The 13946-nt window shown below is 55.6% G+C and carries 14 protein-coding genes; 1 reads left to right on the top strand and 13 read right to left on the bottom strand.

Translation table 11 applies throughout. From position 1 onward, the window contains the following. Positions 1–15 precede the first annotated feature (15 nt). A complete protein-coding gene (locus GQS10_RS01025) occupies positions 16–375 on the bottom strand; it encodes an Asp23/Gls24 family envelope stress response protein (RefSeq protein ID WP_166238095.1) in 360 nt (119 codons plus the stop codon). A 161-nt stretch (positions 376–536) separates the two neighbouring features. Here GQS10_RS01025 and rpmB point away from each other — a divergent pair, with 161 nt between their 5' ends. Then, positions 537–725, top strand: coding sequence for a 50S ribosomal protein L28 (gene rpmB, locus GQS10_RS01030; protein ID WP_166238097.1), 189 nt, complete (start codon positions 537–539; stop codon positions 723–725). A gap of 123 nt (positions 726–848) precedes the next feature. Here the strand turns inward: rpmB and spoVM are convergent, their stop codons facing one another. From spoVM to coaBC, 12 genes are all read right to left on the bottom strand, one after another. After that, positions 849–929 carry a stage V sporulation protein SpoVM gene (spoVM, locus tag GQS10_RS01035; protein WP_166238345.1) on the bottom strand — a complete coding sequence of 27 codons (81 nt, stop codon included), beginning with the start codon at positions 927–929 and terminating at the stop codon, positions 849–851. Between the two features lie 91 nt (positions 930–1020). Beyond that, the gene (locus GQS10_RS01040) at positions 1021–1284 is read right to left on the bottom strand and encodes a hypothetical protein (RefSeq protein WP_166238099.1); all 264 of its coding nucleotides are present in this window, start codon (positions 1282–1284) and stop codon (positions 1021–1023) included. A 36-nt stretch (positions 1285–1320) separates the two neighbouring features. Next, on the bottom strand, positions 1321–1971 hold the full coding sequence (gene rpe, locus GQS10_RS01045) for a ribulose-phosphate 3-epimerase (RefSeq protein ID WP_166238101.1): 651 nt from the start codon (positions 1969–1971) through the stop codon (positions 1321–1323). Between the two features lie 2 nt (positions 1972–1973). Beyond that, positions 1974–2882, bottom strand: a complete 909-nt coding sequence (rsgA, locus tag GQS10_RS01050) for a ribosome small subunit-dependent GTPase A (RefSeq protein WP_166238102.1) — start codon at positions 2880–2882, stop codon at positions 1974–1976. Between the two features lies 1 nt (position 2883). Then, the gene (gene pknB, locus GQS10_RS01055) at positions 2884–5016 is read right to left on the bottom strand and encodes a Stk1 family PASTA domain-containing Ser/Thr kinase (RefSeq protein WP_243734881.1); all 2133 of its coding nucleotides are present in this window, start codon (positions 5014–5016) and stop codon (positions 2884–2886) included. Between the two features lie 5 nt (positions 5017–5021). Further along, complete coding sequence (locus GQS10_RS01060) at positions 5022–5798, bottom strand: Stp1/IreP family PP2C-type Ser/Thr phosphatase (protein ID WP_166238106.1); 777 nt, start codon at positions 5796–5798, stop codon at positions 5022–5024. 8 nt (positions 5799–5806) lie between these two features. After that, positions 5807–6856: a dual-specificity RNA methyltransferase RlmN gene (gene rlmN / locus GQS10_RS01065; protein WP_166238347.1), complete on the bottom strand. Its 1050-nt coding sequence runs from the start codon at positions 6854–6856 to the stop codon at positions 5807–5809. Between the two features lie 319 nt (positions 6857–7175). Next, complete coding sequence (rsmB, locus tag GQS10_RS01070; RefSeq protein WP_166238108.1) at positions 7176–8573, bottom strand: 16S rRNA (cytosine(967)-C(5))-methyltransferase RsmB; 1398 nt, start codon at positions 8571–8573, stop codon at positions 7176–7178. Further along, positions 8566–9531, bottom strand: a complete 966-nt coding sequence (gene fmt, locus GQS10_RS01075; protein ID WP_166238110.1) for a methionyl-tRNA formyltransferase — start codon at positions 9529–9531, stop codon at positions 8566–8568. Before fmt ends, rsmB begins: the two co-directional genes overlap by 8 nt. Then, on the bottom strand, positions 9528–10037 hold the full coding sequence (def, locus tag GQS10_RS01080) for a peptide deformylase (RefSeq protein ID WP_166238112.1): 510 nt from the start codon (positions 10035–10037) through the stop codon (positions 9528–9530). The genes fmt and def overlap by 4 nt, the downstream gene beginning before the upstream one ends. A gap of 82 nt (positions 10038–10119) precedes the next feature. Next, entirely contained in the window at positions 10120–12654 is a 2535-nt protein-coding gene (priA, locus tag GQS10_RS01085) for a primosomal protein N' (RefSeq protein ID WP_166238114.1), read from the bottom strand. Continuing rightward, positions 12651–13880, bottom strand: a complete 1230-nt coding sequence (gene coaBC, locus GQS10_RS01090) for a bifunctional phosphopantothenoylcysteine decarboxylase/phosphopantothenate--cysteine ligase CoaBC (protein ID WP_166238116.1) — start codon at positions 13878–13880, stop codon at positions 12651–12653. Before coaBC ends, priA begins: the two co-directional genes overlap by 4 nt. Between the last annotated feature and the right edge of the window lie 66 nt (positions 13881–13946).

The following is a 13946-nucleotide window of genomic DNA, read 5'->3' on the forward strand; positions in this document are numbered from 1 at the left end:
GTTCATTTCTCCTTCCTAACGAGACACGCGGACGCCTTGAACAATGATATGGATAAAGTCGACCTGAAGTCCTATGATCTCATTTAATACGTATTTTACTCGGGACTGTACATTGTTCGCCACTTCCGAAATCTTCGTTCCATACATGACAACAATGTGCAAATCAATATGTAAGCCGTCGGCTTCTCTGCGGACTTCAACACCGCGTCCGAGGTTTTCCCGGCCGAGCAGTTCGGCGATGCCGTCCCGTACCTGTTTCCTTGATGCCATTCCGACAAGTCCGTAACACTCCAATGCAGCCGAACCGCAAATAACCGCGATGACTTCATCAGTGACGTATACTTTGCCTTTTTCGGTAACGAGCTCTATGGACACGGGAACCACTCCTTTTTTCAGTATTATAGACTAAAGTACATTGTACTATAATGAAACCAAGAAATAAATGCAAACTTGTACAAATTGTACTTGGTCTACGAATATTCATTGACTTGGTAAATTTCCTTATGATATGATAGTGGAGTTGAGGAGGTGTTATGATGGCTCGCAGATGTTTTATTACCGGCAAAGGTCCCGGAACTGGCAACAACGTATCTCACGCGAACAACAAAACTCGCCGTACTTGGGGAGTAAACGTGCAAAAGGTTCGCATTCTTGTGAACGGTAAGCCGAAACGCGTTTGGGTCAGCACCCGCGCTTTAAAATCCGGTAAAGTGACCCGTGTCTAATAGATGGTAAGTAAATAGACAAAAAGCACCCATGAATCGGTGCTTTTTTTCATGTTGAAATTCGTATGTGTGCGCGTCCTCTAAGTATACGTGCATGCTACCTGCCTGGGAACGTTCAACGCACTAGTTTTTGTTGAACGTATTTAGAATGGCTTTAACCATACCGCCCAAAAATTTAGGTAGTTTAATCGTATAAAATTTCACTTCTACCCCTCCTTTGCTGCCTCCCTATAGATGTATTGTATTCAGGGGTGTACGAAAACGTGCCTAAAATTTTTATCCCGCCTTCCAACTTTTAGGAAGACATTGTCGGAAGGGGCCAGCCCTGCACGTAAGCAATGGCTACATACACGATGCTCAGCAAAAAATATAACGCTACTGTCGTGCCAAGGAATGCCCATCGGACTCCCCACGTATCATAATTCCGAAAAAAACGGAGCCCCATAAAGAAGGCCCCCAAGGAAAAAATGTATTTGCTGAAATCATTCAGCAACGAAAACACGGCAAGGCAGAGCGCGCACACAAGTGCGTTTCCTGCAACCGCCCAAAATGTTCTCATGCCGTCGTTCCCCTCTCTATTTATAAGTATCCCCGCTTATGGGCGAAGCTTGGCAATTGCCGCCCCGCGGTCCTGCTGCGCAAATACGGCGTTACCCGCCACTAGCACGTTCGCGCCCGCCGCCATAACCAGCTTAGCGGTTTCCGCGTTAATCCCGCCGTCGACCTCGACATCCACCTTGCCGGTTAAGCCTTTTTCGGCCAGCATGGAACGAAGCTTTTCCAGCTTTCGAAGCGTTTCCGGAATAAAGGCTTGTCCGCCAAAGCCCGGATTGACCGTCATAATTAAAACAAGATCCAGCCGCTCTAAAATCGGCTCCAGCAGCTCTACCGGGGTCGCGGGGTTAAGTGCCACACCCGCACGGGCTCCCAATTCCTTAATGCGTTCCACAGTACGGTGCAAATGTACGCTCGCTTCCTGATGCACGGTGACGATATCGGCTCCAGCTTCCACGAAGTGCTCGATATAACGCTCCGGCTTTTCAATCATCAGGTGAACGTCCAAGGGAAGCCGGGTAATCGGCCGGATGGCTTGGACAACTAGCGGGCCGATCGTAATGTTCGGGACAAAATGTCCGTCCATCACATCGACATGAATCCAATCCGCCCCTCCCCGTTCCACATCTGCAATCTCTTCTCCCAATTTGGCGAAATTCGCCGACAAGATCGACGGTGCAATATGAATCATCGTCAGTACCTCGGCTTTCTCTCTTTAATTTCTTGTATAAAAGCTAAGTAATTTCGGTAGCGGCTTTCCGCCACTCCACCCGTTTCGCTTGCCTCTCTAACCTTGCAGCTCGGCTCTTTCAGATGCAGACAGCCGCGAAACCGGCACTCCTCGGCCAGCGCAGCGAATTCAGGGAAGCATGCGCCCAGCTCGCCCGCTTCAATTTCCATAAAATCAAGCTGGCTGAATCCTGGTGTATCGGCGACAAAGCCTCCTCCGTTGCCCAGCGGAATCAGCTCCACATGGCGGGTCGTATGCTTGCCTCTGCCAAGCTTTTCGCTGATTTCATTCGTTTCCAGCTGTAAGCCTGGAAACAGCGCATTCAGCAGGGAGGATTTCCCTACGCCGGACTGACCGGCAAACACACTCAGCTTGCCCTGAAGCGCCTCGCGGACTTCCTCTACGCCTTCCCCGCGCTTTGCGCTGGTGGAGATGACGCGGTAACCGATGTTCTCGTAGAGACGAAAGGTATTCTCGTAAAACTCCGCTTCCTCCTCGGCGTCACCCCCGTCAAGCAGGTCCCGCTTGGAAAAGCAGAGCAGCGGCTCCAAGCCAACGCTTTCCACATGCGCCAAAAACTTGTCCAGCAGCTGCAGGTTGATGACCGGCCTGCGAACGGAAAACACGAGCACCGCCTGCTCCGCATTCGCGATCGGAGGGCGAATCAGCTCGGTAGACCGCGGCTCAATTTCGTCCACGGTCCCCTCGCCGGTTTCAGCTACGCTGTATTCGACGCGATCGCCGACTAACGGGCTGATGCCTCTTTTTTTGAAAATCCCGCGCGCGCGGCACTGCACCGTTTGATGCGGACGGTCCTCCGGCGCCACATAATAAAATCCGCTGAGCGCCTTCATGATGATTCCCGATGGCATACTAGTTTTGCCCTCCTGAACCGCTCGTTTGACCCGCTCCCGCAGCTCCTCCGGAGGCGGGCGGTTTATCGCCGGAGCCTCCCGAGGTGGAGCCCCCGCCGCTTTGGCCGCCGTTTGCCCCGCTAGGCGTGCCGTTTACCGGCTGAGCCGTCGCTTTTTGCGCGTCGCGGTGCGTCCACGTATACTGGTTCCATTTTTCCCCATCACGGTAAATTTCAATAACCGCATCCTTCGTCGGGGATGTCACGACACCGATCGGGAACTTCTGCGACTTCGTAATTTTCCTTGTTCCCCATTCCACCTTATCGCCCATCGCATCTGTAACGACAATGCGAATCGACGTTTCCTTATCCTGCGCCGACGGCGGAACCGTGACGTCCACCTTCGATTCAACCGCTTCGTCAGGCAGCCCGTCGCTCACCCAAATCTTAATCGTATCCCCAGCCGGAACCGGCTCCTTCGGCCGATACGGCCACTGCTCGTAAACCTGCCCCTTCGGGTAATACGCTTTATCTCGGATAATATTTTCCGCCGGCAGCTTCAGGTTTAAGCGGGTCGCTTCGGAAATTGCTTCCTTCTCCGTCTTGCCGATCAAGTTCGGCATCTCCAGCATTTCCCGTCCTTTGCTCACGGTAAATTTCATCGATACCTTGGCCGGATCGAATTCAGTCCCCGCTGCCGGAGTTTGCTGAATAACTGTGCCGGCCGGCTCGTCGCTGTGCTCCTCGACCTTTTCCAGCTGAGCACTATCCAAGCCGCCTGCGGTAAGCTCCGCTACCACATCGTTATAAACTCTTCCTTTGTAATCTTCCATGACGGAAAGCATGGTGCCTTTGCTGACCCAAAGCTTCACCGGCGAATTCACCTTAACGGTCATGCCTTCCTTTTCCTGCTGGTACACGATCCCCTTCTGGACATCTTTCTGGTACATTTCGATAATCGGCTCGTCAACTACCAGCCCTTCAGCCTCCAGCTTCTTGCGGGCATCGTCAAGACTCATGTTCACCACGCTTGGAACGACCACATCCGGAACTTCCTTAAACAGCGCCTGCACGCCGATCCACATTCCGCCGAGAATGGCGGCTATCACACCGAACCATATGAGCGTTTTGACCCAAGGATTCATTCTGCGCCGGACGGGCTCTTCCGCCACCGCTGCTGTTCCGCTAGACTGCGGATCCTTGCGCGGCTCCTTCTCCAGTCCCTTCCATTCGGCGAATTTGCCGTCTTGGGTGCGGATGGCCGGCATAACAAGCGTTGCCTCCATGTCATCGCCGTCATGATCGCCGAAACGAATTTTCGGCTCGTTTCTGCGTTCAGGCGAAAGGCAGCTTTCCAAATCCTTCAGCATTTCGTTGGCAGACTGATAACGCTCCTCCGGCATTTTGCGCATGGCCTTCAAAATAATATTTTCCACGCTTTGCGGAATAAGCGGGTTCACCTTGCGCGGCTCCTCCACATTTTCCTGCAAATGCTTAAGTGCAACGCTAATCGGGCTTTCTCCCAAGAAGGGAAGCTTCGCCGTCAGCATTTGATACAGCACAATGCCAAGCGAATACAAATCCGATTTCGCCCCGGTGTTGACACCCTTGGCATGCTCCGGCGAAAAATAATGCACGGAACCGACCACAGAGCCCGTCTGCGTGATCGTTGAAGATGTAGCTGCACGGGCGATGCCGAAGTCGGTAACCTTCACCCGGCCGTTTTTCCCGATTAATATGTTGTGCGGCTTAATATCTCTATGAATGATTTGATTATGATGGGCGTGGTCAAGCGCATCGGCAATTTGCGCCGCGATATGAACCGCTTCCTCCACCTGTAAGGGCGCCCGTTCTTGAATGATTTCATTCAAGTTATGCCCCTCGATATACTCCATTACGATGTAATGGGTGTCGCCCTCTTGGCCGACATCGTAAATGCTGACGACATTCGGATGGGATAACGAAGCAGCTGCCTGCGCCTCGCGGCGAAACCTGCGAATGAATTCCTCGTCGTGAACAAATTGGGGGCGAAGCACTTTAATGGCAACCTTCCGATGAAGTAAAATATCATGTCCTTTGTATACGAGTGCCATTCCTCCGCCGCCGATGCGCGCCATAATTTCGTAACGGCCGCTAAGCTCTTGTCCGATCAATTCATTCACCTCGCTTCCTCGTCCGTAATCGATTTTGTTTCTTCTGATTGACTATGCTGCAGCAGCACGACGGTAATGTTATCGTCACCGCCCGCTTCAAGCGCATGGACCACCAGCTGCTCCACTTTCTCTTCCGCAGAAGATCCGCTTTGCAGGATGGCCAGCATTTGCTCCTCGCCAACCTGGTTCGTTAACCCGTCTGTGCAAAGAAGAAGCTGATCCTGCGGCTTCCATGGCAGCTCTGTCGAATCCACATCGACATGCTGCTCCGTCCCAAGCGCACGCGTTAAGACGTTGCGGCGCGGATGCATATGCGCCTCTTCCTTGGAAATCTGCCCGTTCTTTAGCAGCTCGTTAACGAGCGTATGGTCCTCGGTCAGCTGCTTTATCCCTTCGTCACCAATTAAATATGCCCGGCTGTCGCCGATATGCCCAAGAAAAATACGCTGCTCATCCGCCAACGCGACGACCACCGTAGTCCCCATCCCGTGATAGTGCTCCTTCTCGGAGGCCGCTTGGAACACAGCGTCATTCGCCCGTAAAATCGCCGAGCGAATCGCTTCTTTCAGTTCTTCTTCGTCCATATCCGCATGGACGGTCTCCGTCAGCTCGGCCTGAATCGTCTCGATCGTCAGCTGACTCGCCGTATCCCCCGCTTGATGCCCACCCATGCCGTCCGCCACGACGGCAAGGGTGTATCCGTTCAACCCCGGAATTAATACGCAGCGGTCTTCATTGACCTGACGTATTTTTCCGATATCTGTTCTGAGGGCCGTTATCATTCCTTTGATCACCTCGTGCCCGTAGACTCCATATGCTTCGCCCGCAGCTGGCCGCAGGCGGCGGCGATATCATGCCCCTGCTCGCGGCGAATCGTCGCATTAATTCCTTTTTTCGTTAAAATGCGCTGAAATTCAAAAATATCGTCCCGCGGCGTACGAACGTAATTCCGTTCCGGAACATAGTTAACCGGGATCAGGTTGACGTGGCAAAGCATGTCCTTCAGCACATCAGCCAGCTCCTCCGCATGCTCGGGACGGTCGTTTACACTGCCGATTAGAGCATATTCAAACGTAATGCGGCGCCCGGTTTTGGCGATGTAATAATGACACGCATCAATTACTTCCTTGAATGGGAAGCGGCGGTTCACCGGCATCAGCTTGGAGCGAAGCTCGTCGTTAGGCGCATGGATCGAAATCGCCAAGTTAATTTGCGTGTCTTCATCGGCAAACTTATACATGCTCGGCACGATACCGCTCGTCGATACGGTAATATGCCGCTGGCCGATGTTGAGCCCTTTCGGGTGAATCATCGTGCGCAGGAACGTCATGGTCGCATCGTAGTTTTCGAATGGCTCGCCCGAGCCCATAATCACGATCGAGCTGACCCGCTCGTCCTCGGCATCCAGCAGCTTTTGCGCATAGACCACTTGGGCGATGATTTCGCCCGCAGTCAGGTTCCGCTTCAGACCGCCCAGCGTCGATGCGCAGAACGTGCAGCCGATGCGGCAGCCGACCTGCGTCGTAACGCAGACGCTGTTGCCGTAGTTGTGGCGCATAATGACCGTCTCAATCGCATGGTTGTCGTGCAGGCCGAATAAAAATTTAACCGTTCCGTCCTGCGATTTCATGTTTGTAATTTCCTTCAGCGTGACGAATTCAAAATGCTCCATCAGCTTATCGCGCAACGACTTGGACAGGTTCGTCATTTCCTCAAAGCTCTGCACCCGTTTTACATAAAGCCAATCGTAAATTTGGCCGGCGCGGAACGCGGGCTCTCCGCTTTCCTTGACCCAATCGGTCAATTGCTCCAGCGTGTAGTCGTAAATAAAAGGTTTCATCATGATCACTGCCTTACCGGTTTGAATTTGGAAGCCTCAGCCGGATCAGCCGAATGTTCCTATGTATGATTTAGTTTAAGCCCATCCGCTCTATTTTAACACAAAAAGGCAAGCCCCGCAGACGGTTTTTCATTCCGCGCGAGGATTAACGCTAAGTTTCAACAAAATTCGCAACTTTGATTCGTAAAAATGGCCCGCCTATACAAAAACACCTGCTCGTCCACAAGTCCGAGCGAGGTGTTCCCGCACAAGTATGTTCACGCCTTGCTTTTGGCTGCTGCGTCGTCATGCCATTCCAAACGATATTTAGAATCAGCGCTTACTTTAGCCGTTTCAGCCGCGCCATAAAGAACCCGTCCGAATGCGTATGATGCGGAAGAATTTGCAGCATGCCCGACCCAGGCTCACAGCCTGCCGCTGCCAGCACGTCCGCCGGCAAATACGGAGAAATGTCGTCGAGCGCAAAGTCCGGATGCTCCTGCAAAAACTCGCGGATGCGCCGCTCGTTTTCTTCCGGCTCGGTTGTGCACGTGCTGTACACGAGTACCCCGCCGGGCTTCAGCAGACCGTGGATGCGCTGCAAGATCTCATCCTGCACGCTGCAAATGTCGGTAATGTCCGCTTCCTTCTTTGTCCATTTCATATCCGGCTTCCGACGAATGACGCCGAGACCCGAGCAGGGTGCATCGAGCAAAATCCGGTCGAACCGGTTCGCCTCAAATTTCGCAGACAGCTCGCGGGCATCCGACACCATCGTACGGATGCACTCGAAGCCGAGCCGCTGCGCCTGCTCCTCGATTAGCTTGCGTTTATGCGGATGAATATCGCTGGCGTACAGCTCGCCGCGATCCTCCATCCGTTCGGCAAGATGCGTCGTTTTGCCGCCCGGCGCCGCGCAGCAGTCCAGCACCGCCATGCCCGGCTCCGGGGCGACAAGTCGCGCGACCAGCATCGAGCTTTCATCCTGGATCGTGTACCAGCCCTGCCGGTACCCTTCCGTCAATGCGGCATTGCCGCTGCCCTCGGCAAAGACGACACCGTCCTCGGAAACGGCGGAGCGCTCCGCCGTAATCCCCAGCTCCGCCAGCTTGTCCAGCAGGGCGGCGCGGTCAAACTTCAGCCGGTTGACACGCACGCTGGTACGCGGCGGTATATTGTTGGCGCGGCACATCTCCGCCGCCGTTTCTTCGCCGTAGCGCTCAACCCAGCGGCGCACCAGCCACTCCGGGTGCGAGTGCTCCAGCGCGATGCGCTCCGCCGCTGGAAGTGAGGAGGGTACGACCAGCTCCGCCCGCTGGCGGATCACGTTGCGGAGCACCGCGTTGACCAGCCCGGAAATGCCCTGATGGCCCCGTTCCTTGGCAATGCGCACCGCTTCGTTCACCACCGCGTGGTCGGGGACCCGGTCCAAATAATAAAGCTGATAGAAGCTGAGGCGGAACAACGCCCGCACCCAAGGCTCCAGCTTAGCGACACCCTTGGCAACGAAACGGTTCAAGAAGTAATCAATCGTATTGAGCCGCTGAATCGTGCCATACGCAATCTCTGTGGCGAGCCCGGTTTCCTGCCGATCCAGAGGATGCTTTTCTAACAGCCGATGCAGCAGCAAATTGCTGTAGGAGCCCTCCTGCTCTACACGCAGCAGCAGCTCCAGCGCAAGCTCACGCGCCGTACGGACGCTCGGCTGGGAACGGCTTCGGCCCCGGCTTTTATTCATCGCCGAACACCGTCCCCTTCTGGATTTGTCCCCCGCGTACGAAATCCGCGGCGGACATCGCCTTCTTCCCGGCAGGCTGCAGCTCGGTTATAAGCAGTGCGCTTCCTTCGCCGGCAGCAACAACAATGCACTCGCCGCTTGTGTCCAGCACAGTGCCCGGCTTTGCCCCAGATGCCGCCTTCGATGCCGCAGGCTGGCAGCGCCAAATTTTCAGCACATCGCCGTTCCACAACGTAAAGCCGCCTGAGAACGGCCGGAGCCCGCGCACCTGATTAAACAAGCTGCGCGCGTCACGCTGCCAATCGATCCGCTCGTCGTCGCGGGATAAATTGCGGGCATAGCTTGCCTCTGCCTCGTTCTGCGGCACCGCCTGAAGCTTGCCCTCCAGCAAGTCCGGCAGCGTATCGCGCAGCAGCTCCGCTCCAGCCTCGCTCAGCTTCGTGAAAATCGTCCCCGAGTCGTCCTCATCGGTAATCGGCACCTCGACCCGGGTGAGCATATCGCCTGTATCAAGGCCCTCGGCCATATACATAATCGTTACGCCGGTCGCGGATTCTCCGTTCATAATCGCGCGCTGGATCGGCGCACCGCCGCGGTATTTCGGCAGCAGCGAGCCATGCACATTAATGCAGCCGTGCTTCGGCAAATCCAGCACCGACTTCGGCAAAATTTGCCCGTACGCCGCAGTTATAATCAAATCCGGCTGCAGCGCGCGCACCTCTTCAACCGCTTCGGGGGCGCGAAGCTTCAACGGCTGATAAACCGGCAGCCCATGCTTTAGCGCCTCTTCCTTCACCGGTGTTGGCGTCAGCACCTTTTTTCTCCCCTTCGGCCGATCCGGCTGTGTGACGACGCCGACCACGTGGTAGCCCTCTTCAAGCAGCAAACGCAGAGAAGGGACGGCGAAATCAGGCGTCCCCATAAATACGATGCGTGTATGATCCCGCGTACTCGTCATTTCCTGCCTTCCTTCCTGACCTCCGTACGCAGCACCTCAGGCTCCGGCTCCCGCTCGTAAATCTTTTCGGCTAAATCTGTAAATAGTATACCGTTCAAATGATCGACCTCATGCTGGAATGCGCGGGCAAGCAGCTCGGTTCCTTCGATCACGATCTCTTCACCATGGCGGTTGAGGCCCTTCACCTTCACACGCATCGCCCGCTTCACATCGCCGTTCAGGCCCGGAATGCTCAGACAGCCCTCAGGTCCAAACTGCTCTCCGTCCATTTCCAAAATTTCCGGATTAACCATTTCGATCAGCCCGTTATCGTCACCAACGTCGATTACAATCACACGCTTTAAAATTCCGATTTGCGGTGCCGCTAGACCGACGCCTTCGGCATCATACATCGTATCCGCCATATCGGTCAGCAGCTTTTGAATGTTTGGAGTAATTTGAGGAACCGGCTTCGCCTTTTCCCGCAGCACCTGATCCGGTGCTTTCACTATGTTTCGAATCGCCATGAGGAGTAACTCCCTTTCCGTAATTTGTCTATGATACAGTGTATCCGATCCGGCATCGATCTTTGCATGTCCCATGCCGGTATTACATCATCATTTGCGGGTCCACGTCGATGCTGATTTGCAAATCCGTTTTTCGCGTCCGATCATGAAACGCATCCGATGCCCGCCGCACAGCTGCAATTACCTGATCCGGCTCCTTGCGGATTTTGACGACGCACTGGAACCGGTATCGGTCCTTCAGACGCGGAATCGGCGAGGCGACCGGACCAAGCACCTCCGCACGGAGCTGCTCTGTTTCGAATGGATCCATATTGCCCCGCTGGCCCCATTCCGAACGCAGCTTATCCGCCCATTCCTCCGCCGTTCGTACAACAGCCTGAAGCATCGTCCCCGAAAAGGTGACACAAATCAGGCGGCAGTATGGGGGATAACCGAGACGCTTCCGTAGCTCGAGCTCCTGCCCGACGAACGCCTCATAATCATGCCGGCTTGCCGTCAGCACGCTGTAATGCTCCGGGTTATAGGTTTGGATCACGACCTCGCCTGGAAGCTGATGCCTTCCGGCCCGGCCCGCCACCTGAGTAAGCAGCTGAAACGTCTTTTCCGCCGCCCGGAAATCGGGCAGGTTCAGCACCGTATCCGCTGCAATCACCCCAACTAACGTGACATAGGGAAAATCAAGCCCCTTGGCAACCATCTGCGTGCCCAGCAGCACATCCGCCTTGCGCTCGCGGAACAAGTTCAGCCATTTTTCATGCGAGCCCTTCTCGGAGGTGGTATCGACGTCCATGCGAATGACCCGGATGCCGGGAAACAGCTTTGCCAGCTCCTCCTCGACACGCTGTGTGCCCGTTCCGAAATACCGGATATGCGGACTTTCGCATTCCGGGCAAAGCTCCGGCTGAAGCTGCGCAAACCCGCAATAATGGCAGCGCAGATGATTGGAGCTTTGATGATATGTAAGCGAAATGTCGCAGTGCGGGCATTCCGCTGTATAACCGCAGGAGCGGCACATAACGAATGTGGAGTAGCCCCGCCGGTTCAGCAACAGCACGGACTGCTCGCCCCGTTCCAGCCTTGCCTCCAGCCCCTCATGTAAAGGTTTGGAGAACATCGATCGGTTACCGTTCTTAAGCTGGTCCCGCATATCGACGATCTGCACCGCAGGCAAAGGGCCGCCGAGAGCGCGCTTGCTAAGAAGCAGACGGGTGTAAGCGCCGCGCAGTGAACGCGCATAGCTCTCCAGCGACGGCGTAGCTGATCCGAGCACAACGGGCGCCCCGTTCATGCGACCGCGCTGCAGCGCAACCTCGCGGGCATGATACTTCGGGCTGTCCTCCTGCTTGTAAGACGACTCATGCTCCTCATCGATAATGATCAGCCCAAGCTTCGTGAACGGCGCAAATACCGCCGATCTTGCGCCTACGGCCACCTTCGCGCCGCCTTCGGCGATCTTCCGCCACTCGTCATAGCGCTCGCCGTTCGATAGCCGGCTATGCAGCACCGCCACCAAGTCGCCGAAGCGGCTTTTAAAGCGCTCCACCATTTGCGGCGTTAAGGAAATCTCCGGCACGAGCACAATCGCCTCGCGTCCTAAATCAAGACAAGCCTGGATCGACTGGAGATATACCTCCGTTTTACCGGAACCGGTGATGCCCTGCATGAGAAACGCCTCCGGCCTTTGCTCGCGCACCGCTGCAACGATGCTCCCATAGGCCGCCTGCTGCTCATCGGTCAATGCCAGCGGCTTACTGGCAGCAAAGCTGCGGCCTTCGTACGGATCGCGAAGCACCTCCTGCTCCTTTACCGTCACCCAGCCCTTGCTCTCGAGCGCCTTGACCGCACTGGAGCTGACTCCCAGCTCCTTCGTCAGCTTGGCCAGCGCCACAGCCTCTCCCTGCTCCTGCAAATATAGCAGCACTTCCTTCTGCTTGGCCGCTCGTGCCGGAAGGGATTCCGCAAGCTCCGCCAGAGCCGCTAACGGACCCACCGCCTCGACAACCTGCACCTTTTTCCGGTTCAGCCGGTCCTTCACGCTGCGCTCCAGCTCCAGAACCCCAGCGGCCGTCCAGGACTTCACCAGCGGGGCGCAGTCCGGAAACTGCTTCGTCAGCTGATCAAGCTTGATGGGCTGCTTTTGCCGGATATAATCCAGCACACGCTGCTCTTCGTCCGTGGCAACTAAGCCGACTAAGCCGACTAAGCCGGCTGAGCCGCTCGCTGCTGCAAATTGCCCTTCCATAGCATTATCGGACAGGCTCACCTTCGTTTCTGTTTGCGCCTTGAGCGCAGCGGGAAGCATCACCCCGATCGAGGTTATCCGCGGGCAGGCATAAGTACGGCTCACCCAATCGGACAGCTCAATCAGCTCCTCCGTCAACGGAGGCGCAGCGTCAAGCACCTCTTCGATCCCGCGAAGCTTGGATGGATCAACGTCCGTTTCCCGCGAGAGCCCAACGACAATGCCCTGCAGTACCCTGCCCGCAAATGTGACCGCTACGCGGCTGCCCACGGCAATCCAGGACTGCCAGTGGTCAGGCACACTGTAATCAAACGGGCGGTCGGCAGGACGCGCCGGCACGTCAACAATAATGCGGGCGTAGAGCGGCGCCGTCACTCGTTCCCTCCGGCCGGTCGGCCGCAGCCCATGCGTTCTGCAGTCAAAAGCAGCAGCCGCAGCGCCGCTTCGTGCTTGCTAAGCGGAGGGAATGACGCTGCCGGACCGTTCCCATCAAACACATGCAGCACGTTGGTGTCCTTCCCGAACCCGGCCAGCGGGTCCGTCACATCGTTTGCAACTATGAGATCGCAATTTTTGCGCTGCAGCTTTTGCATGGCATGCAGCTCCAAATCATTCGTTTCCGCCGCAAAGCCCACCAGAAACTGCTTCGTTTTGCGCTGACCGAGAGCGGCCAAAATATCCGGGTTTTTCACCAGCCGAAGCGTAAGCTCGTCTTCCTGCTTTTTTATCTTCTGCGCGGCCGGCTCAGCAGGCCGGTAATCCGCGACAGCCGCCGCTTTTACCACGAGATCTGTATCACTAAAGCGCTCCAGCACCGCATCCATCATGTCCAGAGCGGATTGAACACGAACGAGCTCCACCCCTTCCGGCAGCTTCTCCGAAACCGATGCGTACACAAGCGTCACCTCGGCACCGAGCCTGCGTGCTTGTTCCGCAATCGCAAAGCCCATTTTGCCCGACGAATCGTTGGTGATGTAGCGCACCGGATCAATCCGTTCCACCGTTCCGCCTGCGGTTATAAGCACTCTTTTTCCGGCCAACAGCTTAGGGGGCTCATTTTCCATGACTAGCTGCTCCAAATAAGCAGCAATTTGCTCCGGCTCAGCGAGCCTGCCCTTGCCCACATAACCGCAGGCCAGCTGTCCCGTCCCCGGTTCAACGAATCGGATGCCGCGCAAGCGCAGTGTATTCATATTTTCTACAACCGCCGGATGCTCGTACATATGTACATTCATCGCTGGGGCGACCACAATCGGGCAGGTGGCCGCAAGAAGCGTCGTCGTCAGCATATCGTCCGCCAAGCCATGAGCCATTTTGGCAATCACATTTGCCGTTGCCGGAGCGACGACGATCAAATCCGCGCGATCCGCCAGATCGATATGAGCGATTACCGAGGCATCCTGCTCATCAAACGTATCCGTATACACTGCATGACGGGTGATCGATTGGAACGTTAAAGGCGTGACAAATTTCGCCGCCCCTTCGGTCATGATTACGCGTACGTTTGCTCCCGCTTGGGTCAGCCTGCTGCAAAGAGCAACTGCTTTATAAGCGGCAATGCCCCCGCTCACGCCGACCACTACGGTTTTCCCCTTAAGCATCGTGCGCGCCTCCTCCCTGAAAGAAAAAAATAACAACCGCAAGGGTTGTTGTAGAGTAATGCTTAC

It is taken from the genome of Paenibacillus turpanensis, from assembly GCF_011421635.1.
In the GTDB taxonomy this organism is placed as follows: Bacteria; Bacillota; Bacilli; order Paenibacillales; family YIM-B00363; genus Paenibacillus_AK; species Paenibacillus_AK turpanensis.

Excerpts from the sequence above, each read along its gene's own strand:
- rpmB (WP_166238097.1), top strand. The coding sequence starts at position 537 with ATGGCTCGCAGATGTTTTATTACCGGCAAAGGTCCCGGAACTGGCAAC.
- GQS10_RS01040 (WP_166238099.1), bottom strand. The coding sequence starts at position 1,284 with ATGAGAACATTTTGGGCGGTTGCAGGAAACGCACTTGTGTGCGCGCTC.
- rpe (WP_166238101.1), bottom strand. The coding sequence starts at position 1,971 with ATGATTCATATTGCACCGTCGATCTTGTCGGCGAATTTCGCCAAATTG.
- rsgA (WP_166238102.1), bottom strand. The coding sequence starts at position 2,882 with ATGCCATCGGGAATCATCATGAAGGCGCTCAGCGGATTTTATTATGTG.
- GQS10_RS01060 (WP_166238106.1), bottom strand. The coding sequence starts at position 5,798 with ATGATAACGGCCCTCAGAACAGATATCGGAAAAATACGTCAGGTCAAT.
- rlmN (WP_166238347.1), bottom strand. The coding sequence starts at position 6,856 with ATGAAACCTTTTATTTACGACTACACGCTGGAGCAATTGACCGATTGG.
- rsmB (WP_166238108.1), bottom strand. The coding sequence starts at position 8,573 with ATGAATAAAAGCCGGGGCCGAAGCCGTTCCCAGCCGAGCGTCCGTACG.
- fmt (WP_166238110.1), bottom strand. The coding sequence starts at position 9,531 with ATGACGAGTACGCGGGATCATACACGCATCGTATTTATGGGGACGCCT.
- def (WP_166238112.1), bottom strand. The coding sequence starts at position 10,037 with ATGGCGATTCGAAACATAGTGAAAGCACCGGATCAGGTGCTGCGGGAA.
- coaBC (WP_166238116.1), bottom strand. The coding sequence starts at position 13,880 with ATGCTTAAGGGGAAAACCGTAGTGGTCGGCGTGAGCGGGGGCATTGCC.